This is a genomic window from Dysgonomonas sp. PF1-14 (genome assembly GCF_029892965.1).
GTDB lineage: Bacteria > Bacteroidota > Bacteroidia > Bacteroidales > Dysgonomonadaceae > Dysgonomonas.
In genome coordinates this window covers 289,892-314,666 of record NZ_JARXWN010000003.1, presented here as the reverse complement: position 1 = coordinate 314,666, position 24,775 = coordinate 289,892, and the positions used below count along the sequence as shown (strand labels likewise).

General features: G+C 39.0%; 26 protein-coding genes. 11 read left to right on the top strand and 15 right to left on the bottom strand.

Going from position 1 to position 24,775, the window contains the following annotated elements; all coding sequences use genetic code 11:
• Positions 1-16: 16 nt before the first annotated feature.
• From M2448_RS05855 to M2448_RS05840, 4 genes are all read right to left on the bottom strand, one after another.
• Positions 17-1,387 carry an oligosaccharide flippase family protein gene (locus tag M2448_RS05855; RefSeq protein WP_280645439.1) on the bottom strand — a complete coding sequence of 457 codons (1,371 nt, stop codon included), beginning with the start codon at positions 1,385-1,387 and terminating at the stop codon, positions 17-19.
• A gap of 411 nt (positions 1,388-1,798) precedes the next feature.
• On the bottom strand, positions 1,799-4,174 hold the full coding sequence (locus M2448_RS05850) for a polysaccharide biosynthesis tyrosine autokinase (protein ID WP_280645440.1): 2,376 nt from the start codon (positions 4,172-4,174) through the stop codon (positions 1,799-1,801).
• Between the two features lie 10 nt (positions 4,175-4,184).
• A complete protein-coding gene (locus tag M2448_RS05845) occupies positions 4,185-5,003 on the bottom strand; it encodes a polysaccharide biosynthesis/export family protein (protein ID WP_280645441.1) in 819 nt (272 codons plus the stop codon).
• Positions 5,004-5,264: 261 nt separating this feature from the next.
• Positions 5,265-5,858 (bottom strand): D-sedoheptulose 7-phosphate isomerase, encoded by a 594-nt coding sequence (locus M2448_RS05840; protein WP_280645442.1) that lies wholly within the window; start codon positions 5,856-5,858, stop codon positions 5,265-5,267.
• Positions 5,859-6,038: 180 nt separating this feature from the next.
• On the opposite strand from M2448_RS05840, the gene M2448_RS05835 reads away from it, so the two are divergent.
• On the top strand, positions 6,039-6,941 hold the full coding sequence (locus M2448_RS05835; protein ID WP_280645443.1) for an SPOR domain-containing protein: 903 nt from the start codon (positions 6,039-6,041) through the stop codon (positions 6,939-6,941).
• A 131-nt stretch (positions 6,942-7,072) separates the two neighbouring features.
• Here the strand turns inward: M2448_RS05835 and rplI are convergent, their stop codons facing one another.
• From rplI to rpsF, 3 genes are read right to left on the bottom strand one after another with little or no spacing between them, the layout of a single operon-like run.
• The gene (gene rplI / locus M2448_RS05830) at positions 7,073-7,516 is read right to left on the bottom strand and encodes a 50S ribosomal protein L9 (RefSeq protein ID WP_280645444.1); all 444 of its coding nucleotides are present in this window, start codon (positions 7,514-7,516) and stop codon (positions 7,073-7,075) included.
• A gap of 17 nt (positions 7,517-7,533) precedes the next feature.
• Complete coding sequence (gene rpsR, locus M2448_RS05825; RefSeq protein WP_006798740.1) at positions 7,534-7,800, bottom strand: 30S ribosomal protein S18; 267 nt, start codon at positions 7,798-7,800, stop codon at positions 7,534-7,536.
• Positions 7,801-7,803: 3 nt separating this feature from the next.
• A complete protein-coding gene (rpsF, locus tag M2448_RS05820) occupies positions 7,804-8,160 on the bottom strand; it encodes a 30S ribosomal protein S6 (protein ID WP_280645445.1) in 357 nt (118 codons plus the stop codon).
• 154 nt (positions 8,161-8,314) lie between these two features.
• On the opposite strand from rpsF, the gene M2448_RS05815 reads away from it, so the two are divergent.
• The gene (locus tag M2448_RS05815) at positions 8,315-8,788 is read left to right on the top strand and encodes a MarR family transcriptional regulator (RefSeq protein ID WP_280645446.1); all 474 of its coding nucleotides are present in this window, start codon (positions 8,315-8,317) and stop codon (positions 8,786-8,788) included.
• A gap of 4 nt (positions 8,789-8,792) precedes the next feature.
• On the opposite strand, the gene M2448_RS05810 is transcribed toward M2448_RS05815, so the two are convergent.
• The 5 genes from M2448_RS05810 to M2448_RS05790 form a co-directional block, all read right to left on the bottom strand.
• Entirely contained in the window at positions 8,793-9,668 is an 876-nt protein-coding gene (locus M2448_RS05810; RefSeq protein WP_280697072.1) for an endonuclease/exonuclease/phosphatase family protein, read from the bottom strand.
• Between the two features lie 14 nt (positions 9,669-9,682).
• On the bottom strand, positions 9,683-9,847 hold the full coding sequence (locus M2448_RS05805; RefSeq protein ID WP_280697067.1) for a hypothetical protein: 165 nt from the start codon (positions 9,845-9,847) through the stop codon (positions 9,683-9,685).
• Positions 9,831-11,240 carry a choice-of-anchor Q domain-containing protein gene (locus tag M2448_RS05800; RefSeq protein ID WP_280645448.1) on the bottom strand — a complete coding sequence of 470 codons (1,410 nt, stop codon included), beginning with the start codon at positions 11,238-11,240 and terminating at the stop codon, positions 9,831-9,833. Before M2448_RS05800 ends, M2448_RS05805 begins: the two co-directional genes overlap by 17 nt.
• Positions 11,241-11,252: 12 nt before the next feature.
• Positions 11,253-11,978 carry a DsbA family oxidoreductase gene (locus M2448_RS05795; RefSeq protein WP_280645449.1) on the bottom strand — a complete coding sequence of 242 codons (726 nt, stop codon included), beginning with the start codon at positions 11,976-11,978 and terminating at the stop codon, positions 11,253-11,255.
• Positions 11,979-12,508: 530 nt separating this feature from the next.
• Positions 12,509-13,966: an aminoacyl-histidine dipeptidase gene (locus M2448_RS05790; RefSeq protein ID WP_280645450.1), complete on the bottom strand. Its 1,458-nt coding sequence runs from the start codon at positions 13,964-13,966 to the stop codon at positions 12,509-12,511.
• Between the two features lie 233 nt (positions 13,967-14,199).
• Here M2448_RS05790 and M2448_RS05785 point away from each other — a divergent pair, with 233 nt between their 5' ends.
• The 9 genes from M2448_RS05785 to M2448_RS05745 all read left to right on the top strand — a co-directional run bounded on the left by M2448_RS05785 (position 14,200) and on the right by M2448_RS05745 (position 21,793).
• Positions 14,200-14,817: an OmpH family outer membrane protein gene (locus M2448_RS05785; RefSeq protein ID WP_280645451.1), complete on the top strand. Its 618-nt coding sequence runs from the start codon at positions 14,200-14,202 to the stop codon at positions 14,815-14,817.
• 88 nt (positions 14,818-14,905) lie between these two features.
• Positions 14,906-15,649, top strand: a complete 744-nt coding sequence (locus M2448_RS05780) for a shikimate dehydrogenase (protein ID WP_280645452.1) — start codon at positions 14,906-14,908, stop codon at positions 15,647-15,649.
• Positions 15,650-15,713: 64 nt separating this feature from the next.
• A complete protein-coding gene (gene upp, locus M2448_RS05775) occupies positions 15,714-16,370 on the top strand; it encodes a uracil phosphoribosyltransferase (RefSeq protein WP_280645453.1) in 657 nt (218 codons plus the stop codon).
• Between the two features lie 308 nt (positions 16,371-16,678).
• Positions 16,679-17,575, top strand: coding sequence for a phosphogluconate dehydrogenase (NAD(+)-dependent, decarboxylating) (gene gnd / locus M2448_RS05770; RefSeq protein ID WP_280645454.1), 897 nt, complete (start codon positions 16,679-16,681; stop codon positions 17,573-17,575).
• 71 nt (positions 17,576-17,646) lie between these two features.
• Positions 17,647-19,182 (top strand): glucose-6-phosphate dehydrogenase, encoded by a 1,536-nt coding sequence (gene zwf, locus M2448_RS05765; protein WP_280645455.1) that lies wholly within the window; start codon positions 17,647-17,649, stop codon positions 19,180-19,182.
• Positions 19,179-19,904, top strand: a complete 726-nt coding sequence (pgl, locus tag M2448_RS05760; RefSeq protein WP_280645456.1) for a 6-phosphogluconolactonase — start codon at positions 19,179-19,181, stop codon at positions 19,902-19,904. The genes zwf and pgl overlap by 4 nt, the downstream gene beginning before the upstream one ends.
• 432 nt (positions 19,905-20,336) lie before the next feature.
• Complete coding sequence (locus M2448_RS05755; protein WP_280645457.1) at positions 20,337-20,687, top strand: DUF805 domain-containing protein; 351 nt, start codon at positions 20,337-20,339, stop codon at positions 20,685-20,687.
• An 87-nt stretch (positions 20,688-20,774) separates the two neighbouring features.
• Positions 20,775-21,245: a hypothetical protein gene (locus tag M2448_RS05750; protein WP_280645458.1), complete on the top strand. Its 471-nt coding sequence runs from the start codon at positions 20,775-20,777 to the stop codon at positions 21,243-21,245.
• A gap of 32 nt (positions 21,246-21,277) precedes the next feature.
• The gene (locus M2448_RS05745; protein ID WP_280645459.1) at positions 21,278-21,793 is read left to right on the top strand and encodes a hypothetical protein; all 516 of its coding nucleotides are present in this window, start codon (positions 21,278-21,280) and stop codon (positions 21,791-21,793) included.
• A 217-nt stretch (positions 21,794-22,010) separates the two neighbouring features.
• Here M2448_RS05745 and M2448_RS05740 read toward each other — a convergent pair whose 3' ends face one another.
• Genes M2448_RS05740 through M2448_RS05730 form a run of 3 tightly spaced genes read right to left on the bottom strand, consistent with a single transcriptional unit; the run spans position 22,011 to position 24,535 of the window.
• On the bottom strand, positions 22,011-22,319 hold the full coding sequence (locus M2448_RS05740; RefSeq protein ID WP_280645460.1) for a hypothetical protein: 309 nt from the start codon (positions 22,317-22,319) through the stop codon (positions 22,011-22,013).
• Positions 22,320-22,328: 9 nt separating this feature from the next.
• Positions 22,329-23,837 (bottom strand): GH3 auxin-responsive promoter family protein, encoded by a 1,509-nt coding sequence (locus M2448_RS05735; protein WP_280645461.1) that lies wholly within the window; start codon positions 23,835-23,837, stop codon positions 22,329-22,331.
• A complete protein-coding gene (locus M2448_RS05730; protein ID WP_280645462.1) occupies positions 23,834-24,535 on the bottom strand; it encodes a Crp/Fnr family transcriptional regulator in 702 nt (233 codons plus the stop codon). The genes M2448_RS05735 and M2448_RS05730 overlap by 4 nt, the downstream gene beginning before the upstream one ends.
• Between the last annotated feature and the right edge of the window lie 240 nt (positions 24,536-24,775).

The following is a 24,775-nucleotide window of genomic DNA, read 5'->3' as shown; positions in this document are numbered from 1 at the left end:
ACATATCCTCATATATTCATCTTCTTATCTTCATCTTTGCTGACAACATTTTTATAAAAATAGTCATATCTTTTATTATATTCATCAATAATTCTTTTATTGACTGATCCAACACCTTACACGCTCGCGGTAATACATATAATACAAGTAATATATCCAGTGTAATATATGCTAAAGCAGCTCCTTGCAATCCCCAAACATACGAAAACGGATAACAAAGTCCTGCTGAAATAATGGCACAGACAACACCTGCCACGGTAAACTCGTATGGCTTATTAATAGCCTGAAAAATGTACATTGCCGACCACCATATAGAATTGAATAAGACCCCTATCAAAAAAACATTCCACATTGCAGTAGGAGGGCTCAAAACTTTCTTAACCCACAACTCATAGAAGTCCAATCCAAAGAAATATAAGAAAATACAACCGACTATTGCAAATAAGATATTTAACCCCATCGTCCCATTAAATATTTTTTTTGCCATATTCATATTCTTTGCTCCTATTTCATATTGAAGTTCTGGAAATGCTGTGGATGAGACCAAATTAAAAATTTGGTTAACAGTTCTCGACAATGTACGAACCGTATTGAATATAGCGACAGCTCCTGGTCCCAGAGTCAAACGTACGACAAATGTTGTACCTTGATAGTATACACTTTGCCATATCGGGGAAAGCAAATAACCAAAACCTTTTTTTGCAATCATTTGCATATCTTCTTTATGTATCTGCCCCTTACATTCCTTCTCTAAAGACAATACTCTGCGGCTAATTAAGATATATACAGGATAAAACATTAATGAAACAACTAAATTTGCTGCTGCAAAAGCGACAACATCACCACCTAAAACCAGAACGGTTACTCCTACCACAATATTAAGCCCCGAATACACACTCATCAAATTAATGCTAAGAGCTGCTCTCCGCACAGCTCGATAATATGCTTCAAATAGTTGCTGATAAAAACTAAGTATCTTGGAAATCATCATCATAAAAAGAGCCATTATAGCATCCCATTTATCAATCAGAAGCTTATCAAATACATGAAAGCCATTAAGCCCATACAGCAGAAGCACAGTTATCAGTAAGCCTGCTATCACTGTGGCTGTCACAACAAAGAATCCACTACTTCCTATATTGGCTGCACCTTGTTTGTCTCCAGATGCATACTTCAACACAAATGAATTAGCTGCCGCAGAACCGAAGCCCAGATCGGAGAAAGCTAGAATACTCGGAATAATTGTTAATGTAATCCACTCCCCATAATAATCTGCTCCCCAAGCAGAAATAAAAAAAGGAACTAACAACAGTTGTTCTAAAATCCGAATTCCCTTCTGAATTGTAAACCCGATTCCGTTTTTTATTAAATTATTTTTTAGTGACATCCTAAAAGACAAATTACAATTCAATTATATTTATTTCAGTTTCGATTCTTAATTATCCCTTTATATAAAAAACGAAACCTCTCTAAATATTCAAAATATTTTACAATTCATAAAACACCTTTCCGAATTAACAATGGAGTTATACCAAAATGTTTTGCCTACGCATGTGTTATCATTCTACTCTAAACATTTTTCTCATGTTTAGTTAGTAGCTCAAAGTTTGTAATCCCGCGATAATACAATATATTTTATAAAATATCCAACAGTAGACGCGCCTCTAGTCAGATTAATTAATAGTTATTGATATAAAAAGACGAAACCATAATGTACAATAGCTACCCTAAAAAAAGCAGCTACTGTATGTATATTATTTACTTATTTTATTACTATTACGTTATTCATGGAAATTATTTATTTCCGTTCTCCATACCCATAGGTATAGCCATAGCCGTATCTGCCGTATCTGCCTTTATTCTTAGAAGGTTCTACCCCATTTATAACCAGATACATATTAGGTAGTTTGTTGTCGTGGTGTACTTCGTTTATAAATGTTATGGCATTCTTAGGTGTTACGTTTTCACGCGTTACATAGACTGTCATATCAGCTAAAGAGCTCAACAGGAACGTATCGGAAACAACCCCTATAGGAGCTGAGTCAATGATTATGATATCATATAACTGCCTTGCTTCACTCAATAACTCTTTCAATGCAGGCTTCATCAATAGCTCATTCGGGTTCGGAGGAATAGCTCCGGCCTGTAATATATCCATATTGGGAAAACTTTTTACAGAAGCTAACAAAGATTTCCAGTCAGACTCACTACCGGACAAGTATGATGTCAGACCTGCACCTTTAGCAAATCCCATATCAGCAGCCAATTTAGGATTTCTGATATCCATGCCTAATAAAAGAATTTTCTTTTCGGATAAAGCAAAAGATGCAGCCATGTTTATACTCACAAAGGTCTTCCCTTCTCCCGGAACCGTCGATGTAACCAAGATTGTCTTTTTATCAGGATCGTCCAATATAAACTGAACGTTATTTCTCAATGTTCGGAAAAGTTCAACGATAGGAGTAGTCTTACTTTTTTCTACAACAATTATCTCCTCTTCCTCTTTCTTCATTATTTCACCTATCACCGTTACACGCGATAGCTTCTCCAATTCTTCACGACTAGTGATATTTAACTGAAGCAAATCCTTTATATAGATTATTATTATAGGTATAATAAAACCAATAACTAATGCTGCCAATAGAATCATATTACGTTTTGGAGCAATAGGTGAATCCGGAATTACCGGATCTGTAATTACCTTAGCTTTGTCCGATGTAGAAGCCATCGTTATACCTGTTTCAAGATTTACTTGCATCAGGTAGATAAATAGAGCTTGCTTAATTTCCTGTTGACGAGTTCTTTCGAGCAATCCTCTTTCCATCATCGGTACAGATTGGATACGTGAAGCTATAGATGAATATTGTTTATCTACTTCCGATTTCGATATATCCAATGCTCGTTTAATGTTATTTACCGAACCTGAAATGCCCTGTCTGGTATTATTCAGTTCAGATAAAGCTTTTATTCGAGCCGGATTATTTTCACTGGCACTTCGTTCCAATCGCTGATAAGCCAACAATAGACTGTTATATTCTCCAATAACAGAGGCTAATCCCGGATCTGATATCCCCAGATTTGGTATTAACTTTGAGTTGTTATCCGGACTTTGTATAAAATTCTCTATTAGTTCTATAGTCTTAATCTGTGTAGCTAATTCTATCTTTTTATCTTGTATCTGAGATGTCTGTTCAACATACACCTTAGCCTCTGTTCCCAGATCTGTTATTCTCTGCTGAGTCTTAAAACTAACCACATCATCCTCTACCACTTTCAATTCAGCCGAAATGTCTTTTAACTGATCATTGATAAATTTGGATGTATTGGTTGCTATTTCGTTATTCTCCTGTACATTATTCTTATTATAGGTAACAACGATCTCATTCAACACATCGATTCCTTTAGAGACATTCAATACAGGTAAATTTATCCTCAATACAGAAGCAGCTTTTGTAGTAGGTTCTATCCGAACTTCGCTAGCCAACTGATAAGCTACTTTCTGAGCATTTTTAATATATACGATATATGAGGCCTCCTCTTTTATAGGAACTTCAGGACGCAAAGAAACATATAACCGCCCTAACCCGGCAGGTAATTCCATAAAGCCAGGCAGGTTATCCATCTTTGAATCAATCTTATGATCCTCTTTAGCCAACTGATAGACACCTGTCACATTGACTCCGCCTGATGAGTTTTTATTTAAGGTCAAAGTTATACCCCCCTTCAAATCATCCGGTTTTGTATCTTCTAAGCGAACATAATAAGGACATTTTTTGTAAACCTCTATATCACGGAATAATCCATCTTCAAAGTACTCTGTTTGAAGTTCTAACGATAAAACAATCTGTTTCATTAGGTTAGGAGAAGAGAAAACAGCTATTTCGTTATCAATATTATTAGTAGTACTTATCAGGCCTAATTCTTCCAGACTACCTAAGGTTCCACTTTTTGAGCCCCCTCCTCCGCTTTTATTCTCTTTCAATAAAACAGAAGTCGTTATTTCATATTTCCTATCCGATTTCAGATAAACGAAAACACCTATAATAAGAAAAATTGCACACGACAATATTATCCATTTCCAGTATCGGAGATATTTAAATATGATCTCTCTCAGATCAATCTCTTCCTCGCTTGCATACTGCTCCACATCACTGTTTCCCGAAAATTTATTCATGTCTGTAATCTTATCTGGTAATAATCGCTATAACCGAAATTAATAAGGATACTCCGGACAGTGCCAAAGTCTCTAATGTACCTATGGATGATGTATTTCCCCTTGTCTTATTTGGCTGAACATAAATCTTATCATTCTGTTGCAAATAATAGATATCATTATCCAGCAATATATTCTTATCCTGTAAATCTATCTGGCGAATACTTCTTTGACCGGTTTCACTCTCTCGTATCAGAAGGACATTTTTTCTATTCCCATAGATCGTTAGATCGCCAGCCATCGCCAAAGCGTCAAACAATGTCATTTGTTCATTATCTGTTGTATATATATTGGGACGGGCAACCTCTCCTAGAACAGCTACCTTATAATTCAAAAACCGAATATTAATAATCGGGCTTTCTTTCAGATATAAAGGATAGATCATGGAGTAGATTTTATCTTCTGCCTGTTCTTTTGTTAGTCCACCAATTCTGATTCTTCCTAATACAGGGAAAGTGATATGACCATCGTTATCCACAATATAATTTTGAATACTCCCTGAAGTCGCACTAGATGTTGTGGTACTTTTTTGCACAAATTCGTTCACACCTGTAGGCATCAATGGTAGATTAAAGTCTTTTGCAGCCTCACTAGTAGGTGCATTTACAATAATACTCAAAACATCTTTAGGCATAATAACTGCCTGGTAATTCTTGGCTGATTTCTCAAATTCACCAGATGTTATAGACTCTACATCTGTTAAATACGGAATTTTTTTGTAAGCTGTGCAAGATCCTAAAAATAATGGAATTAATACCATTAAATACATTTTTTTCAATAAAAACCTCATCGTTTTTTCATTTTGATCAAAGGAATGCTCTCAAAATAGAACAAATCGGAACATCCATCCATTGTTAACACACGAGTTATATAACGCAACAAAACAAGGATATAACTAGTATATACTAGAAAGTTACGACAATACAACACCTTCCTTTTTGGCGGTACAAATGTAGGTATTTTTTATACGATAACAAGCTTTTCTCATAAACATTTTAACATGAACTGAGATATTAAGGTATGGCTTCTATACCACATTAATCACAATACCTTAACTTTTCATTTCACCAAATAATGCCTCTTCAACTATACAACATATGATATGACCTATCAGAATATGAGATTCTTGTATTCTTGGCGTTTCCACAGATGGCACTTTTATGCATATATCGCAAGCATTGGCAACCGCGCCCCCTGTCTGGCCGGTTAGTATAATAGATTTTACCCCTTTACTCCGGCACGCATCTAATGCCTGTAATATATTTTGAGAATTCCCGGATGTCGTTATACCGATAAAAACATCCCCCTCTACACCTTGTGCCTGAATCTGACGTTCAAACAGCTTATCAAAGCCATAATCGTTTCCGATAGCTGTCATGATGGAAGTATCTGTAGAAAGAGCTATGGAGGGAATACCCGGACGATCGAAATAAAACCTGCTGACAAATTCACCCGCTATATGCTGTGCATCTGCTGCACTACCACCATTTCCGGCCAATAATGTTTTATTACCTCTCTTATAAGCTTCTGTCACCAAAACCGCAGCATCTTTTATCACTGTCAACAGATCTGGATCAGATAATATCTTTTCTTTTACAGAGATAGAATCCTGTATATGCTTAACTATTGTATCTTCTATATTCATGTCCATTAAAAAATTTATAGTACAAAAATAATATTTTTATATGAGAGTAATTCATTTCATGCATTATCTTTACGGAATCATCTGCCATACAGCACATTTCTATTGTTTTCAACAAAATATTGTTCATAAGTATTTTGCTCTTTCAACACAAAGATTCCAACAGATCATTATCTTTGCAATATGGAAAATTGCGTATTCAATTATTTAGAGATATTGTTGCCCACACACAACTATGTGGTAATACCTGAATTTGGAGCATTCATCCTCAACATGGAGAAAGCCCTGATTCAATCGGATGGTAAAATATTACCACCTCAATATAGAATCGTATTCAACCCCGAGATAAATCATAACGATGGAATCCTCTCTTCGCACATTGCAAACAAAGACAATCTATCATATAACACTGCCCACAATAAAATAAAAGAGACTGTAAAAGCAATCAAAGCAAGCTTAAAAGAGGGCAAAACTATCAACTGCGCCAATATTGGAACATTGAGCACAGACAGCACAGGAAACATATCCTTTCATCAGAATGCGAACTATCTGCATCCTGATAACTATGGCTTATACCATACGGGAATAAGAAGGATAGACCAATTGGAAGAAACCTTCAGAAAAGAAAGAAGAAATCATACAGTCAGATACATTATGGGAGGAGTTGCGGCAGCATCTATCGCTCTTTTATTGTTCATAACCCCAAGTGCTAGCATAAAAGACAACAATTCTCCTACTGTACAGAAAGCTGACTTCATATCATCTGTTACAAGTTCGCTAACAGAAACACAAGTTCCGACAGAAGATAACACAGCCTATCCTAAGTTACAAGAGGATATTACAAAACCCGCACGCTCATACTATATTGTTATCGGAGGCGAAGACACAAAATCTAAGGCAGACCAACTGCTGAAAAAGATTAACAACTCCGATTTTCCGCAAGCCGATATAGTCGAAACATCCGGAAGATATAGAATATACGTAGCCTCGTTCAGCGATAAGGAACAGGCTGAAGAGTTCCTTAAAACATTCAGAACCGGAAACCCCAAGTATGAGACAGCATGGCTCTTCTCTAAGAGAAATTAATACACCTCCGAAAATATACCTATAGGGCTCGGGATAATCCCAAGCCCTATTTTATTTCAATGAACAGTAGCTATAAGACACAAAAAGAGCTATCCGGTCGGATAGCTCTTATATTATATAGGTTGGTGATCTTATTCTGAAACTACCTCGAATGGTATTTCCACAGACACTTCTTTATGAAGCTTTGCAATAGCCTTGTAGCTACCGACTTCTTTTACTGCGTCTTTGATAAGGATCAGTTTTCTGTCTACATTATAACCTAATTTCTCAAGCGCTTCTGCTATCTGAATATTTGTTACAGAACCAAAGATTGTTCCTGTAGAGCTTGTTTTCGCACCAATAGTCAATGACACACCTTCCATCTTCGCAGCCAGATCCTGAGCATCTGTTTTGATCTTCTCAAGCTTATGAGCGCGTTGTTTCAGGTTTTCAGCCAATACTTTCTTTGCTGATTCGGAAGCGATAATAGCTTTACCTTGAGGTATAAGGTAGTTGCGACCGTAACCGTCTTTTACAGTTACTACATCGTCTTTATATCCTAGGTTAAGGATGTCCTCTTTTAATATAACTTGCATGTTCTTATCCTCCTTTTTTATTTCATTAAGTCTGTTACATAAGGAAGCAATGCCAAATGGCGAGCTCTTTTAACTGCCTGTGCAACACGACGTTGGAATTTCAACGAAGTTCCGGTAATACGGCGAGGAAGAATTTTCCCCTGTTCGTTAAGGAATTTCTTCAAAAACTCAGGGTCTTTGTAGTCGATATACTTAATACCGTTCTTTTTGAAACGGCAGTATTTCTTTTTTTTGACATCAACTGAAGGCGGAGTCAAATATCTGATTTCTGATTGCTGTGCCATAAATTAATTCTCCTTTACTTCTTCTTTTTTAGATGATTTTAAATTTCTTCTCTTCAACGCATACTCGTGAGCGAATTTGTCTTGACGGAAAGTCAAGAAACGGATAACTCTTTCGTCGCGGCGGAAGTTGATTTCTAATTTAGCGATAACAGCCGGATCAGCTTCAAACTCTAACATCGCGTAAAAACCGGTAGATTTCTTCTGGATTGGATAAGCCAGTTTGCGAAGTCCCCAGTTCTCTTCATTCACTATTTTTGCACCTTCATTGGTCAAAATAGTCTTGAATTTTTCTACCGCTTCCTTCATCTGTACATCAGACAAAACGGGAGTCAAAATGAAAACGGTTTCGTAATTGTTCATAAATTAATTAGTTATAAATTATACATTACATTTTTACAAATGAGGTGCAAAGATAACACTTTTTACCAAAGTTACAAATGCTAAAGCATCAAAAAAGATTGGAAAAATAGCTTTCTTATCGTATTTTTGCCTGACAAATTTATTCTGTGCGACAATGAAAAACGAAGATATATTGGATCTGAACCAAGATCAAGACCTCATTTTCCCTATTATAAACGGTAAAGTGTCGATGGCCATAAACAGGATGATGTACCGCAACTTCAGAAGAGAAGGGCTGGACATCACTCCCGAGCAATGGACTGTACTGGCTTTCCTATGGAAAGAAGATGGTGTTACCCAACAAACGCTGTGCAACTCCACATTCAAAGACAAACCGAGCATGACACGCCTCATAGACAATCTGACAAAACAGAACCTGGTGTACCGCAATGCTTCTACCAGCGACAGACGCTCCAATTATATATTCCTCACCGAACTCGGCCGATCGATAAAGGACAAAGCAAACAAAGCCGTATATGAAACAATGGATGCCGCCCTTGCGGGTATCGACGAAGAAGGCCTGAAACAAGTACGCTTCCTGCTGGCTGCTGTATTTGGCAACATACAGGATGCCCTGAGCGAAAGGTAAACTATCAGTCTTTTATCAATAAATCAATATAGACAGGCAGGTGATCGCTATACCCGCCCAGATATCGCCATCCGGAATATGTACGAAAGGGTTTTAATCCGCCATACTTATCATTGTCATTTTCGAGCAGGAACTCAGCAGAATAGATATGTGCTCTATTCTCTCTGATCGAAATTCTATTAGACGATCGCAACAAAGTTCCGCTGACTATAAGCTGATCGAGATAATTCCACTTCCCCCTGTATTTATAAGTACCTTCTTTATTTTCTTTACTCAACGATCTGTCATAAAACAGATTATATAAATTCTTTTGCAACAACTCCCCTTCCAGCCCTATAGCCCCCAATGTATCTTTCAGACTAATATCGTAGGGATAATCATTAAAGTCACCCATCACGATTATATTTGCCGTCTTTCGTACACGAAGCAGGCTATCCGTCTTCTGCCTCAACAAACGTGCACATGCTATCCTGTAAGGTCTGGTCTTTTTTAAACCTTCACTCCGGGATGGGAAGTGACAGACAAATATATCGAGTACCTGCCCGTTTATCACCCGCCCCGTCACATGCAATATATCGCGCGTAGTCCTCGAGCCATCTGTAGTTATCACAGGTGCGTACGATCGCCGGCTCAATATCTTTATCTGATCGCGCTGATACAGTAAAGCAGTGCACGAGCCGCGCAGGTCTCTGGTATCGGAGATTATATATTCATATTTATGTCGCAACAGTGCAGCCCGCTTTGTGAGATCGAACAATACCGAATCGTTCTCCACTTCACACAGTCCCACAATAGCCGGAGGATAACCCTCTCCTACCGAAGTAATGACCTTGCTTATATCGTGTAGCTTCTTCCAATACCTGTAATCGTTCCAGCGCAGATTGCCTTCGGGTGTCAGGTCGTCGTCATTGGTGTTGGGATGTCCTTTGTGTCATACAGGTTTTCGGCATTGTAGAACATTACGCGAAACTTCTCCTGTGCATTGGAACACAAGACCGGCAACAGGAATATTACGATCGAAAGTAATAATATTCCGAACGTTTTATTCCGTCCATTCATAGCAACCTAAATCGGGAGCGGTATCGCTCAATCTCGATTTTCCTCTCAGATCGGAAGGTAGCGAAAGTGAATAAGCCCTGTCGGCCTTATTGATAGCCGGAGATTCTTTTTGCAGCTCGAAGCTATATGTATAGGTACCGTTGCTCTTCACATCAGCAAACAATGGATCCTGATTCCATATCGTATTTACAAAGTGATCTCCTGCTGTTTCGGTATATTTGAGCAAACAGTTTATAAACTTATAATTGAATCCTGACGATCCGTTATCGTATAACGCCAATTCTTTAGTGACCGAACCATAAACTATCGAATTGATAAAATCGCATTTGGTCAACGGCACACCCTGCCCTGTTTCTGAACTATTGCTCAAAATCAAAGCTTCTTCTACTCGCGACGACCATCTGAAATAGTTAGCTATAGTACAATGCAAAAAAGAGTATTCGCCGCCCATTATTGCCATAGCTGCCCCTTTCGAATTCACAAACAAACAGTTAGAAGTATCTATATTACAATTTATTGCCGTCACACCATATTCGGACGTGTTTTGTACTACTGTATTTAGCATTACAGCCTTTTTCTGTAACGGATCAGACGTGTAAAAGGTCATTCCCCGCACAGCATTTCGGGCATGCAGGTTTTCCATATAGTTTCCATAACTTTCGGAATAGATGTAGATGCCATCCCATTGCCCCGGAACGTTATCATACGGAACATTACCCTCTATATTATCGAACCGCTCGCCTCTGAATACGATAGGCTTTTCGATACTTCCAAAAGCATTTATTGTGCCATGTACGCGAATAGCGGAATTATCTTTCATAAAGAACTTCACACCTTCGTTTATAGTTACCCGCACTCCTTTTTTTATAACGATGGAGTCATAGACAAGGATAGGCTTCGTATTTGTCAGTACCGAATCCTGTGTAATTGCTCTATTTTTCCAGATAAAGACATCCTGACCTACAGCTTGTAATTTCAGATATTGCACATTGCCATTCACCGTAAAACGTATCGAATCTTCTATCAGCAACGGATTACCATCATCCAACGGATTAACCGTAACCTCTACAAATCCGTAAAGGCTGTCTTTTTTCAGTATCTCCACATTAGTAAGCTTCGTACCTTTCTCACCATCTATATTCATCCTGAATCCGCTTTTCTCAGGATTTACAAGTTCTATAGATTCTATTCTCAGCGACTTACTGTTTCTGTTATAGATTCTGAACTGCTTAGTTGCCGAACCTATCTGCGAAAAGACAGTATCGAAACTGATCTTATCAGTAGAAAGCGTCAGCAGCATTCCTTTATCGGTAGAAAAGTCGTCATCGTCTGAACAGGCATTAAACGCGCCCAAAGCAACGATAAATATAATAATATAAAGATACTTTTTCACAAATAATCTGTTTTAGCTACATACACCGTCTATCGAACACGATTGCCCGCTTATGATCTCCCCTTTTTCGTCTGACACACCGTTTTGCTCCCATTCGGCATACGATTTGGTCAGCACATCGAGGTAATCCGATATAGCAATAGAACCTTCCACCATTTGTTTATTGTTGAACAAATAGAATGGTATATATTCCAGATTCAGCACATTTTCGCTGTATGCCACATCTTTCTTTATATCGGCAACATATTTGTCACTATCGAGCATCGATATTATATCCGCTTCCTGCAACCCTATTTCTGCACCAAGTGCAGCAAGCGTTTTCCGGTCACTGATATCCATACCTTTTACAAAATAGGCATCGAACAGAATCTCTTCGGCTTCGGTCGCCAACCCTGATTCTTTGGCTAACTTCACCAGACGCAAAGCATCGGATGTATTAGCCACAATCAGTTTATCGAAATCATAGTATAAACCCACTTCTTTAGCTAGTTCAGCCACATTAGCCTGTGTTGCACGCGCTTCGGCTTCACTCATCCGGTATTTCTTGCCAAAATAGCTGTATATGGACATATCCGTTGCTTTCTTCGGCAAATCGGGATCGAGTTCATAGCTATGCCATTCCAACTCTACATTGTCTCTGTGTGGAAATTGCTCCAAAGCCTTTTCCAGTTTCCGTTTTCCTATATAACAATATGGACAGGCTATATCCGACCATATTTCTATCTTCATTTTATTCATATCTATTCTCAATTTTAATAGGTTACAAAGATACGATATATTTTTGGTTCATTGTAAGAATCATTGTCCCTACATTTTAACTAAAAAGTAACGAAAGTAATGTTTTTGTATTATTTTTTATTCTCTGTTACTTTTCTTTAGTTGCCACGACTTTTAAATCGTGGACTATGAGGCTATCCGAAAATGACTTTAGTCAAAACTATTCGGCTAAAGCCTTTCATAACCGAACTCTAATACCCTCCAGCTAAAGCAGGAGGCAATTAAATTTTTAACTAAAATGTAACGAATGTAATGGATTTACTGCTTTTTTACGTTTCGTTACTTTCTGTTGTTAACTCAATTCAAAGACCGCTTTTCAATCGAGGGAATGCAATTCTCCCCTACATTTATAATTCATAACTCATAATTCATAACTCCTCTTCCGTATAGATAAATATTCTTTATTTTGCCAACAACTATATATATAATGTGTGCCGATAGAAATACATCTACCGGCACAACAATCTATACCTATAATATTATGTGTATTCTTATTTGGCAGGAATATTTTTCAATATCTCCAATAAGAATACCCACCATTTTTCTACAGACGGAATATTCACCTGTTCTTCAGGAGAGTGGGCATTTCTGATAGTCGGCCCGCAGGAAATCATATCCAGATGCGGATATTTTTCGAGGAACAAACCACATTCCAGTCCGGCATGTATAGCCATTATCTCAGGCTCTTTACCAAACAGTTTTTTGTAAGCATCTTTAGCTACGCCCAATACTTTCGAGTCCGGGTTTGGTCTCCAGCCCGGATATCCTGCCGAGTGTACTACTTCTGCTTTAGCCAATGTAAACACAGAGTTTACAATATTTCCGGCATCATCTTTCAGCGAGTTGGTCGAACTTCTCTGGCTTGTAGTGATAACGATTTTGTTATCTTCTTTCATCTTCACCGATGCCATATTAGTAGACGTTTCCACCAGTCCCGGAATCTCAAAGCTCATACCCAATACACCATGCGGACAAGCATACAATCCGTTCAATAGATTAGTAGTAGTTTCTTTATCTATAACAAATTGCGGAGCACCTGCCGATTCTACTGTCATTTTCAGTTTCGGATCTACCGCTTTCAGTTCAGCTTCTATCTGAGGAGCAAGAGTATTCAGTTCCACAATCACATTTTCTTTCTTATCGTAAGGCACACCCGCCACAGCGTAAGCCTCGCGAGCAATAGCATTATGCAGATTACCTCCGTCTATTTCGGCCAAAGCAAAACCATATTTGCGGCTCAGTGTCCACAAGTAACGGTTCAGTATTTTGTTGGCATTACCCAATCCTGTATGTATTTCCGAACCGGAGTGTCCTCCGTTCAGACCTTTCACCTGTACTTTAAACCAGAAATAGTTTGCCGGCACAGCTTCTTTCTTGTAAGTGAAAGTAACTGTCGTGATTTTACCACCTGCACAGCCGATATACACTTCACCCTCTTCTTCTGTATCCAGATTGATAAGGACATCACCCTTCAGAAAATCTTTTCCAAGTGCATAAGCGCCTGTCAGTCCGGTTTCTTCATCTACAGTAAATAGACATTCAAGTTTACCATGCTCTATTTTGTCCGATGCCAGTATCGCCAGAGCAGCTGCTGCTCCTACACCATTGTCAGCCCCCAGTGTAGTTCCTTTCGCTTTCAGCCAGTCTCCGTCGATAACGGTTTCTATCGGGTCTTTATCGAAATCGTGCACTGTACCCGCATTCTTCTCGCATACCATATCTACATGCCCTTGCAATATTACTGTAGGCAGGTTTTCTAAGCCTTTAGTCGCAGGTTTTGTTATCAACACATTGCCTGCTTCATCTTTTTTTACGTCAAGATTGTGTTGCTTAGCGAACTCGAGCAGGTAAGCAATTACTTTCTCTTCTTTTTTTGACGGACGCGGAATCTGTGTCAGTTCATAAAAATAATTCCATACCTCACGCGGTTGTAAATCTTTAATTGTCATATTTCAAATTTTTAATTTATTGATGCGATCTTATAATAACATATAAAATTATAGAGTTAACACTTAAAAAGCAATTTTTTTACATCTTTTAAAGGTTTTAATATAGCGTTGTTTTAACATAAAGCTATATCTTTGCCAAGTCGTTCTGAAAAACAGATATATTTTTATACATTTGTACAGGCAGATCTTCGGATTATTTAAAACTTTTGGATTAACTAAATGCGTATAACTAAATGAAGAATATTTCTTATGTGATCAACAGTGTGTTTGCTGTTGCAGTAATCGCTCTGTTTTGCACCTCTTGTAATACTAACTCTCAAGGAACCGAAGGCAATACGACTTCCCCTAATTTTTCACAGGGCGACTCTGCAAAAGTTCTACCTATTGCATACATCAATTTAGACTCGTTACTAACTCACTACACCTTGTACAAAGATGCAAACGACGCATTGATGAAAAAATCGAACAGTGCAAATGCGACACTGGCTGCCAAACAAAGACAATTTGAGACAGAAGTAGCCGATTTCCAAAAGAAAATCCAAAACAATGCATTCCTAAGCGAGGATCGTGCTCGACAAGAACAGACAAGACTTCAGAAAATGGAATCTGAACTTCATGCACTTGCTCAAAGATTGCAGGAAGATTATATGAAAGAACAAGTTAAGCTCAACAACCAGATCGCTGATTCGGTTCGCTTGAACCTGAAAGAGTACAATAAAACAGCAAATTATGAGATGATCTTTACAAACACAGGTATGGACAATATCCTACTCGCTAAAGACGCATACGATATAACAGATAAAATAGCTGCCCTGCTGAACAGCCGCTACAAACCGGAACCTGCAAAATAATAGGGCAAACAATATAGAAATAGGATAACAACAATCTGGTAGTTATCCTATTTTTTTGTACTTTACCGAAAATAAAACACATGAGATCATGGATTTATACGGAATTATAGGATACCCGTTGGTACAGTCTTTCTCTCCGAAGTTCTTTACCGAAAAATTTCAGCGGGAAAAGATAGATGCAGAATATGTAAAATTTGAGATTGCCGACATTTCGCTATTTCCCGAAATTATCAACTCCCATCCCAATCTGAGAGGGATAAATGTAACCATCCCTTACAAGGAACAGATTATCTCTTACCTCGACGATTTCGATCCGAAAGCAAAGGACATAGGGGCAATAAATGTGATTAAAGTGACAAGGGTGAACGGAAAGGTTAAACTGACCGGATACAATTCCGATATTATCGGTTTCAGCAATTCCATATCTCCGTTAATAAACAGACGGATACATCACAAAGCCCTGATACTGGGTACAGGCGGCGCATCTAAAGCCGTAGCAAAAGGGTTGGAAGGACTTGGATTACAATACACATTCGTTTCACGTACAGCCAAAGACGGACAATTCACCTACGATAGTCTTAATGAACAGGTATTGAATGAATATACCGTTATCGTGAATGCTTCACCGGTAGGAACTGTTCCTAATGTGGAAGAAGCTCCGCAGATTCCATACGAATTATTGACCCCAAACCATCTGCTATACGATCTGGTATATAATCCGGCAGAAACAAAGTTCCTCAGACTGGGTAAAGAAAATGGTGCAACCATAAAAAATGGTGCAGAAATGCTCGAATTGCAGGCACTTGCTGCATGGGAAATCTGGAATAAATAATTTTTATGATCATTCCATCTGTTATTTTGAAAGAAAACAATTAATTTTAGCTCAAAATACCAAAATGAAAACGATAAACCTATCAGAACAAAACACTATTCTTAATCGTTTTGTCAGCGAACTGCGCGATGTAAACATCCAGACGGACAGTATGCGCTTCAGGCGAAACGTAGAACGCATCGGTGAAATAATGGCGTACGAGATCAGCAAATCACTGAACTATGCTCCGCTGGAAACACAGACACCGCTGGGCACATCTGTAACCAACGTCCCTACCGACCCTATAGTAATAGGTACTATCTTGAGGGCAGGACTTGTATATCACCACGGATTCCTCAACTGTTTCGACAAGGCAGAGAATGCTTTTGTGTCGGCATACAGAAAATACAGAGAGAATCATCAGAGTTTTCATGTGCATATAGAATATATAGCATCTCCGAAGATACAGGATAAAGTGCTTATCCTCACCGACCCGATGCTGGCAACAGGCGGCAGTATGGACTTATCATATCAGGCTTTGATAACTAAAGGTGAACCGAAACATGTCCACATAGCCACCATTATTGCGAGCAGACAGGCTATCGAATATTGTGAGAAAAGTTTCCCGCAAGGAAAGACCACAATATGGGCAGCAGCTATCGACCCCGAACTGAACGAATCGGCATACATTATTCCCGGACTGGGCGATGCAGGCGACCTCGCTTACGGAGAAAAAGAATAATATCAAATACGATTATTGGATACAGAAAGACCGGTTTACTTTACAGCCGGTCTTTTTGCATCTCACGAAATAGATATATAAAATAAACAAACCATTTCTATAAATAAATTCTATATAAAATTTTCAACACTCAACTCTATGATTATAAACCCAATAAGCCATCACAACCGATACATTCCCATCGCTTTTTAACTAAAAACAATAAATTAGTAGTAACTTAGTAGCGTTTTAAATAACTGGGAATAAATCTTTTTCGATACTTCCTTGTTTAATAGATAAAAGAATTTAACATTATAATTAAGAAACATATGAAAATCGGATTTGTAGGATTAGGCAAAATGGGCGGCAAAATGGTTGAGCGCCTGTTGAATCATGGACATGAAGTAGTAGTATATAACCTTACACAGAAAGAAGTAGACGAAGCTGCGGCTAAAGGTGCTATTCCGGCATCGAGCCTGAAAGACCTGACTTCTAAACTGGAAGGTCGCAAACTGGTATGGCTGATGGTTCCGGCAGGAAAACCTGTGGAAGAAAACATTGCTGAGTTACTGACATTACTTAGTCCGAACGATATAATTGTAGACGGTGGCAACAGCTACTGGAGAGAAACTGTAGAACGTGGTAAAAAAGTAAAAGAGAAAGGCGTGCATTACCTCGATTGCGGCACCAGCGGCGGCGTATGGGGATTGCAAAACGGGTACTGCCTGATGTATGGCGGCGACAAAGAAGCCTGTGACTTTGCAGAACCAATATTTAAAAGCCTTGCCCCTGAAAACGGATATATGCGTTGTGGCGAGAGCGGAGCCGGACACATGGTGAAAATGGTACACAACGGTATCGAATATGGTATGATGCAGGCTTATGCCGAAGGATTCGAGATAATGAAAAATTCTCCTTACGGAGTAGATCTTGAGAAAGTATCGAAAGTTTGGATGCAGGGATCGGTTGTACGTTCATGGCTGCTCGAGCTTATTGGTAATGCCCTTGAAGGAAACGAAAATCTGGACGGAATAAAAGACTATGTAGCCGATAGCGGCGAAGGTCGCTGGACTGTACAGACTGCTATGGACTTCGATGTTCCTGCACATGTGATCACAGCATCACTGTTTACCCGTTTCGAGTCGAGACAGGAATCTTCTTATGCAATGAAACTACTGGCTGCTATGCGTAACCAGTTTGGTGGACACGAAATCAAAAAAGACTAATATTAGTTACGGGTTACAAGTAATATTTACTGACTCGTAATTTGTAACTCGAAACTTGTAACTGCTTACATATGAAATCGAAAGCAACACAAGATCTGGCTCTGATTATTTTCGGAGCCTCCGGTGATCTTACATACAGAAAGCTGATACCTGCGGTTTTCGATCTGTATAAGCAGAATTCTTTACCTAAGAATTTTGCGGTGCTGGGTGTTGCACGCAGCACCTTTACAGACGATACCTTCCGCGACAAGATGAAGGATGGTATTAGGCAATTTGCGACAGCAAAGGATGCTTCGGACGAAGAGTTGAATCTCTTTTGCCAGAAACTGCATTATCTGTCTATCAATACAGATGATGGTAAAGAATATTCAAAACTGAAAAACAGACTGCAACAACTGGATAAGGAAGATAACACAGCCGGAAACTACATTTTCTATCTGTCTACCCCTCCGGCACTTTATCCGCTTGTACCGAAATTTCTTGCCGAGCAAGGATTGAACGAGGAGGACGGCTGTTTCAGACGTATCATTATAGAGAAACCATTCGGTACCGACCTGAAATCGGCAATAGACCTCAACGCTTCACTGCGCGAGAACTATGAAGAAGAACAGATATACCGTATAGACCATTATCTGGGTAAAGAAACTGTGCAGAATATGTTGGTTACCCGCTTTGCAAACGGCATATACGAACCACTTTGGAACAGAAATTATATCAGTCATGTAGAAATTACGGCTGCCGAGAATATCGGTGTCGAAAACAGAGGCGGATATTATGACCATTCGGGAGCATTGCGGGATATGGTGCAAAACCATTTACTGCAACTGGTAGCCCTTGTGGCAATGGAACCTCCGATGTCTATCGACTCGGTATCTATCCGCAACGAAAAGCTGAAAGTATTTCAGGCGCTGCGGCCGATGTCGAATGATGACTTGTTCAAAAACGTAATACGCGGGCAATATACTGCCGCTAATATAAAGGGTAAGTATGCAAAAGGCTATCGCGAAGAAAAAGATGTAAATCCCGATTCGCGCACCGAGACATACATTGCCATGAAGCTGTTTATCGATAACTGGCGCTGGGGCGATGTTCCATTCTATGTACGTACAGGCAAAAGACTCCCTACACGTGTATCGGAGGTAGTGATTCACTTCAAACCCGCACCACAAAGACTGTTCCCTGAAACAACGGATCTTCACGATAATGAAAACCAACTTGTAATACGCATACAGCCGGACGAAGGCCTGTTGCTGAAAACAAAGATGAAAGTACCGGGAAGCGGCTATCAGGTGAAGACTGTGAATATGGATTTCCACTATTCGCAACTGCAAGATACTTATCTGCCTGAGGCATACGAGCGTCTGCTGCTCGACTGTATGGTAGGCGACTCCACGCTCTACATACGTGGTGACGCGTTGGAAGCCACATGGAAGTTTGTACAACCTTTGCTCGACTTCTGGGACAAAAACCCCGAAGCTCCATTGCATGGCTATCCGGCCGGATCGTGGGGGCCTAACTGTGCCGACGACCTTATAGAAGGTAAAAATATGACATGGCGGTATCCATGCAAGAACTTGTCTGACGACGGAATATATTGTGAACTATGATAAAAGAAGAAGTAAAAGTATTTGACGATCCGGCAACCCTTAGTGTAGGGTTCACGGAATTTTTACAAAAGTTGCTGAGCGTTTACCCACAGGTGAATATTGCTTTGTCGGGTGGCACAACACCGAAAGTTATTTTCGACTACTGGGCCGAAAACTGCAAGGAGTCTATCGACTGGAAACGTGTTTTCTTTTTTTGGGGAGACGAAAGATGCGTACCGCCCGAAAACAACATGAATAACTTCGGAATGACAAAAGACCATCTTTTCGATAAGGTACCGAAGATTATAGGAAATAATGTTTTCCGCATTCATGGCGAAAACGAACCCGAAGAGGAAGCTCAATGGTACAGCAGGATACTGACATCGAAACTGATGATGAAAAAAGACATTCCCAGCTTTGAGATTATTATGTTGGGGCTGGGCGATGACGGGCATACCGTATCTATCTTCCCCGATCAGATCGACCTGTGGGATAGCAAAGAGCTATGTGTAGTAGGCGAACACCCCGAAAGCAAAATGAAGCGGGTAACAGTTACCGGAAAGGTAGTAAACAACGCTCAGTACGTAGTATTCCTTGCAACGGGCAAAAATAAGGCTGAAAAAGTAAGAGATATTGTCAAAAACAAGAAAGCTTTTATAGACAAATATCCGGCTGCCAGAGTAAACCCTAAAAAGGGATATCTATACTGGTTTTTAGATAAGGAAGCAGCAAGCTTGCTGTAAACACTTATAGACTAAAATAAAACAGAAACCCATCCGGTAATACCTCGGATGGGTTTCTGTTTTTAGAGTCTGTTTAAATTTTATAGCAAATCCTTTTTATTTTCTTCTCTGCAAAAGAGCACAACCACACAAACATAATCGACAAGATATAAACCAGTTGCGGATACAGCACCTGTACAACTCTTATTTCACACCTTATTTTGCAAAGATCATACCACTTATTTGCGATAGTCATACTTCATATTTCAGCAATAGAATATTAAACAATTAGTTTTGTACCGCTATTTTTATCAATTACATAAATCTGTTGTTGACAAAAGCAGTTCAGACTGTTTAACAATTTATATATATGGAGTTCGGAGACCATTAAAAACGAGGCGGAACTGAAAAGCCATACGAGTAAGAAAACAATACTAAAATTAAAAATATATTATGAAGTGGTTTTTAAAAGTGGTAATGAAACACTATGCCGATTTTAACGGACGGGCAAGACGTAAAGAATACTGGATGTTTACTCTCGTTTCTATAATCGGGATGATAGTCATGTACATTGTATCATTAATGTTAGCTTTTGTTTCATCCACCTTAGGCATTATTTGTTTTTCTATCTTAGGATTAATCTTGTTAGCACTTACTATCCCTTCAATAGCTGTCCTTATCAGAAGGATGCATGATGTAGGTAAAGACTGGTGGTATATATTCATTCCTGTCTATAGCTTTATTCTGGCTATAACAGAAGGTGAAAAAGGAAGCAATCGATATGGCTCAGACCCGAAGGCCTGATCATAATAAATATGCAACAATTTCAAATTATTAGGTATTAACCCATTTTTTAATGATGTTTTAAACTAATAATAAACGACAAAATACATGAATAAAGATAGAACAACATTAACTGTACTGATAATAACAGCATTTCTATTGGGTACCCTCACTCAATGTACAACAAACAGCAAAAAGGATAAAGAAGAAACCCTTAAAGAAGCAATAGCTGCCAATACAAGCAATCTAGAGGATGATGCTGTGACCAAACAAATAAAAGCAGATATTGAGGAGCTTAATGCCGAACTACCCCAATCAGCCGGAGAGGGAATAACCATAAAGAAGGTTGAAATAGAAGGAGACAGAACGATCAAAATGACTACCTCATTAAATAATAAAGCTGAAAAAGCATTTAGACAAACAGCTAAAGGGAGGAAAGAAGAAATTACCCGGCAAATAAAAAGGGCTCCATCGCTCAGGCAATTCAGGAAAAACAAGGTCACATTTATATATTCTTATGTCGATAGCAATGATGAATTGATAGAGAGCGTAAGGGTAACACCCAAAGACTATGAATAAAAAAGCTTTAATATAAATCTTAAAAACTAATTATGAGTATAGGCAGAAAAATTGCGATGGCAGTAGTAGCCATATGTGGACTTATTGTATTGTTCATCAACATTGTTGTTATGAAGAAAACAGATGAAGACAAGAAAGCTAGAACCACTGTCAACAAAGTAGCAGTTACAGATATCGATAAAAAGAAAAACGAAGCTACAACTGATGAAAAAAAAGAAGATTCGGTAACCAGACAGATGAAAGCTTATTCAGAGAAATTCAATACTTATTTACCCAAAGATGCAGGTAATGGTATGATTGTAAAAAGTACTGAAGTAGTAGGAGCCAGAAGTTTCAAATTCATATATTCACTCAATGCTACAGCAGAAAAAGAATACAGAAAGAACTTTGACGAAAGCGCTGTAATGAAAGCCCTCGTTCAGCAAATTAAAACAGATGCGATGTTTAGGCCATTCAGGACGAATGATGTGACCATTATTTGTTCGTATGTGGACAGCAAAGGAGAGGTTGTCAAAGATATAACAGTAACACCTGAGGACTATAAGTAAACAGAATAAGTATATAAAACGGTAAATAAAAAAATCTCACTTGAAATTATCAAGTGGGATTTTTCAATTATTTCATTTCCTTATCGTTTTATTTTATTCAACCGATATAGCATTTCATCCCGGATACCTTCGTCAGCAGACTTTAAATACTCTTTCATCAAAGCAATAGCTTCCTCTGTACCAATAGAAGCCAATACCCAACTAAACCATTTGGCTATTACACCCGATTCGGAGCAGGTATAATCCAGATAGTCGAAACCCGATTCCAATACTTTGTTACATACGGCACTGATGCCGGACTTGCTATACCCTGTAACAGTCTGGCTACATACTGATGACTTCTATGGTTTGGGTTGAGCAGTAATTTATTTAGTATATCGGTAAAATCATTGCAATTATTTACCTGCTTTATTTCATTTATTGCCAGTTGTATATCTTGCGGAACTGCTATCGGATTACTGAGTCCTGAAAACCGTGATTCCAGTTCACTTATTATATAATCCTTATCTGCTAACAGGTTTCCCATAAATAAAAATCATTTACTTTTTACAAACTCCTGCAATCTTTCCACATAATCCCTGTTATTCGACAATCGCGGCACTTTGTTTTGTCCGCCGAGCTTTCCTATCGATTTGAGCCATTCATTGAAAGTTCCTTTCGGCAAACTGTGTACTATCGGCTCACCTAACGAGAGGTTGTAGGAACGCTTGGCCTCATAGTCCGAATTCACCTTTTTGAGATTTTCGTCCAGCGATTGTATAAATTGCGGCAGGCTATCCGGCTCTGTAGCAAATTCGATCAGCCATTCGTGTGCTCCGGTATTATCGTCTCCGAAGTAAACAGGAGCAGCAGTATATTCCGTTATCTGTGCGTTTGTTGCCTTGCACGCTTCCGCCAAAGCTTTCTCTGCATTATCTATAATCAGTTCTTCGCCAAAGGCATTGATAAAATGCTTTGTACGCCCTGTAATGCGAAACAGATAAGGATGAGTAGAAGTAAATTCGATGGTATCGCCTATCATATAACGCCAAAGCCCGCCGTTGGTAGAGATCAGGATGGCATAATTCTCCCCTGTTTTCACCTCGTCTAAAGTAAGTGTCTGAGGATTTTCTTTATCCCATTCGCTCATTGGCACAAACTCGTAATAGATGCCGCTATCGAGCATCAACAGCATGTCTTTGGAACCATTGGTATATTGAACGCCGAAGAATCCTTCCGATGCGTTATATGTCTCCCAATAATACATATCGGGTTTTTGTATAATCTTCCTGTATTGTTCTTCAAATGGAGTAAAACTCACCCCTCCATGAAAAAAGACTTCCAGATTAGGCCATATATCGGTCAGTTCGCGACCTGTGTCGGTTTTTATCTTTTTCAGCAACACCAACAGCCACGACGGCACCCCCATAAAGGCACGCACATCATTCCTTACGGCATAGTCGGTCAGCGCCTGTAGTTTTTCTTCCCAATCGGGCAACAAAGATATACTTTCGGGCGTACGGCTACGCTTTGCCCAGAAGTACAGATTCTTTATCAGTATGGCAGAAATATCACCTGTGAATACGCCTCCACCTATATTATTGATCTGCTTGCTGCCACCCAGCACCAGTGTCTTCCCGAAAAAGAATTTCGCTTTATGATTAGCCTGTCCATATATGGCAAGCATCTGCTCACCACATTTGTAGTGTCCGCCTGTCAGCGATTCCTTTGTTACGGGTATGTATTTACTCTTGTCTTCGGTAGTGCCCGACGACATGGCAAACCATTCTACGGGCTTATTCCATAACACATTGGATTGTTTATCTACCAGAATTTTATCGAGGTAAGGGCGCAAGTCTTCGTAATGAAACACAGGCACTTTCTTTCTGTAATCATCTTTGTTGCGAAGTTCCGAAAAACGGTACTGTTGACCTATAAATGTCTGGCTTCCGTTACCGAGCAGGTACGATAATATTTTTTCCTGTGTGTCTACCGGATTTTCTATAAAACGGGCAACTTCCCTGTATTTAAAATCCAGATACTTGTGAGCGATACCGGCGATCATCCGATTTTGCTTATTCTGCGGAGTTTTTCTTCATCTATAATCTTTATCTTACGTCCGTCTAGCGTTATTATATGCTCGTCGACAAATGTAGATAAAGTGCGGATAGCATTCGAGGTCGTCATATTTGACAGGTTGGCAAGGTCTTCGCGCGACAGATAGATGCTTATTGTGGCTCCGTCTTCTTCCAGTCCGTAGTTCTCGATAAGGAAGATCAGTGATTCTGCCAGACGTCCGCGAATATGTTTCTGAGTGAGATTAACAACTCTTTCGTCAGCTATTCCCAGATCGGTAGATAGTTCCCGTATAAAGAACATGCCTAGTTTAGGATTGCCGTACACGATATCTTCTATTATCGACATCGGAATGAAGCAAATAGTAGATGCTTCGAAAGCCGATGCAGCCGTCACATAAGGCTGATTGGCAAAATAGGCACGGTAACCGAAATACTGGGTGGGGCGTATCATCCTGATTATCTGGCTACGCCCTCCTACCCCGTCTTTGTATATCTTTACTTTTCCTTTACACAGGCACATCAGTTCCTGAGGCATTTCTTCCTCATTGTAGATGACCTCGTTTTTCTTATAATCCAGAATTTTAGCGTTTGACGATACCAAATCACGCTCTTTGCTATTCAGCAGATCCCATATTTCAGGAATACTATCCGATAAGCTTATAATATTACTGCTCTCTGTTACCATAAGTAAAAGCTAGATTAGAAATCCGGTTTTTTTAGTTAATCTCAAAAACAAAGTTAATATTTTTTTATATAAAACATGTTACAAAACATAGTTTTAACGATTGTGTAGTCATTTATCCAATATTGTAGTTTTAATCAGACAGATAGGAAGACAATTTTTTAATAAAACTCCCAGACACAATCATGTTCAGGGTTAAAACCTGTGATATTCTTTAATTTGTTATACATTTGGCGTTGTACT

Excerpts from the sequence above, each read along its gene's own strand:
- M2448_RS05855 (WP_280645439.1), bottom strand. The coding sequence starts at position 1,387 with ATGTCACTAAAAAATAATTTAATAAAAAACGGAATCGGGTTTACAATT.
- M2448_RS05850 (WP_280645440.1), bottom strand. The coding sequence starts at position 4,174 with ATGAATAAATTTTCGGGAAACAGTGATGTGGAGCAGTATGCAAGCGAG.
- M2448_RS05845 (WP_280645441.1), bottom strand. The coding sequence starts at position 5,003 with ATGAGGTTTTTATTGAAAAAAATGTATTTAATGGTATTAATTCCATTA.
- M2448_RS05840 (WP_280645442.1), bottom strand. The coding sequence starts at position 5,858 with ATGAATATAGAAGATACAATAGTTAAGCATATACAGGATTCTATCTCT.
- M2448_RS05835 (WP_280645443.1), top strand. The coding sequence starts at position 6,039 with ATGGAAAATTGCGTATTCAATTATTTAGAGATATTGTTGCCCACACAC.
- rplI (WP_280645444.1), bottom strand. The coding sequence starts at position 7,516 with ATGCAAGTTATATTAAAAGAGGACATCCTTAACCTAGGATATAAAGAC.
- rpsR (WP_006798740.1), bottom strand. The coding sequence starts at position 7,800 with ATGGCACAGCAATCAGAAATCAGATATTTGACTCCGCCTTCAGTTGAT.
- rpsF (WP_280645445.1), bottom strand. The coding sequence starts at position 8,160 with ATGAACAATTACGAAACCGTTTTCATTTTGACTCCCGTTTTGTCTGAT.
- M2448_RS05815 (WP_280645446.1), top strand. The coding sequence starts at position 8,315 with ATGAAAAACGAAGATATATTGGATCTGAACCAAGATCAAGACCTCATT.
- M2448_RS05805 (WP_280697067.1), bottom strand. The coding sequence starts at position 9,847 with ATGAATGGACGGAATAAAACGTTCGGAATATTATTACTTTCGATCGTA.
- M2448_RS05795 (WP_280645449.1), bottom strand. The coding sequence starts at position 11,978 with ATGAATAAAATGAAGATAGAAATATGGTCGGATATAGCCTGTCCATAT.
- M2448_RS05790 (WP_280645450.1), bottom strand. The coding sequence starts at position 13,966 with ATGACAATTAAAGATTTACAACCGCGTGAGGTATGGAATTATTTTTAT.
- M2448_RS05785 (WP_280645451.1), top strand. The coding sequence starts at position 14,200 with ATGAAGAATATTTCTTATGTGATCAACAGTGTGTTTGCTGTTGCAGTA.
- M2448_RS05780 (WP_280645452.1), top strand. The coding sequence starts at position 14,906 with ATGGATTTATACGGAATTATAGGATACCCGTTGGTACAGTCTTTCTCT.
- upp (WP_280645453.1), top strand. The coding sequence starts at position 15,714 with ATGAAAACGATAAACCTATCAGAACAAAACACTATTCTTAATCGTTTT.
- gnd (WP_280645454.1), top strand. The coding sequence starts at position 16,679 with ATGAAAATCGGATTTGTAGGATTAGGCAAAATGGGCGGCAAAATGGTT.
- zwf (WP_280645455.1), top strand. The coding sequence starts at position 17,647 with ATGAAATCGAAAGCAACACAAGATCTGGCTCTGATTATTTTCGGAGCC.
- pgl (WP_280645456.1), top strand. The coding sequence starts at position 19,179 with ATGATAAAAGAAGAAGTAAAAGTATTTGACGATCCGGCAACCCTTAGT.
- M2448_RS05755 (WP_280645457.1), top strand. The coding sequence starts at position 20,337 with ATGAAGTGGTTTTTAAAAGTGGTAATGAAACACTATGCCGATTTTAAC.
- M2448_RS05750 (WP_280645458.1), top strand. The coding sequence starts at position 20,775 with ATGAATAAAGATAGAACAACATTAACTGTACTGATAATAACAGCATTT.
- M2448_RS05745 (WP_280645459.1), top strand. The coding sequence starts at position 21,278 with ATGAGTATAGGCAGAAAAATTGCGATGGCAGTAGTAGCCATATGTGGA.
- M2448_RS05740 (WP_280645460.1), bottom strand. The coding sequence starts at position 22,319 with ATGGGAAACCTGTTAGCAGATAAGGATTATATAATAAGTGAACTGGAA.
- M2448_RS05735 (WP_280645461.1), bottom strand. The coding sequence starts at position 23,837 with ATGATCGCCGGTATCGCTCACAAGTATCTGGATTTTAAATACAGGGAA.
- M2448_RS05730 (WP_280645462.1), bottom strand. The coding sequence starts at position 24,535 with ATGGTAACAGAGAGCAGTAATATTATAAGCTTATCGGATAGTATTCCT.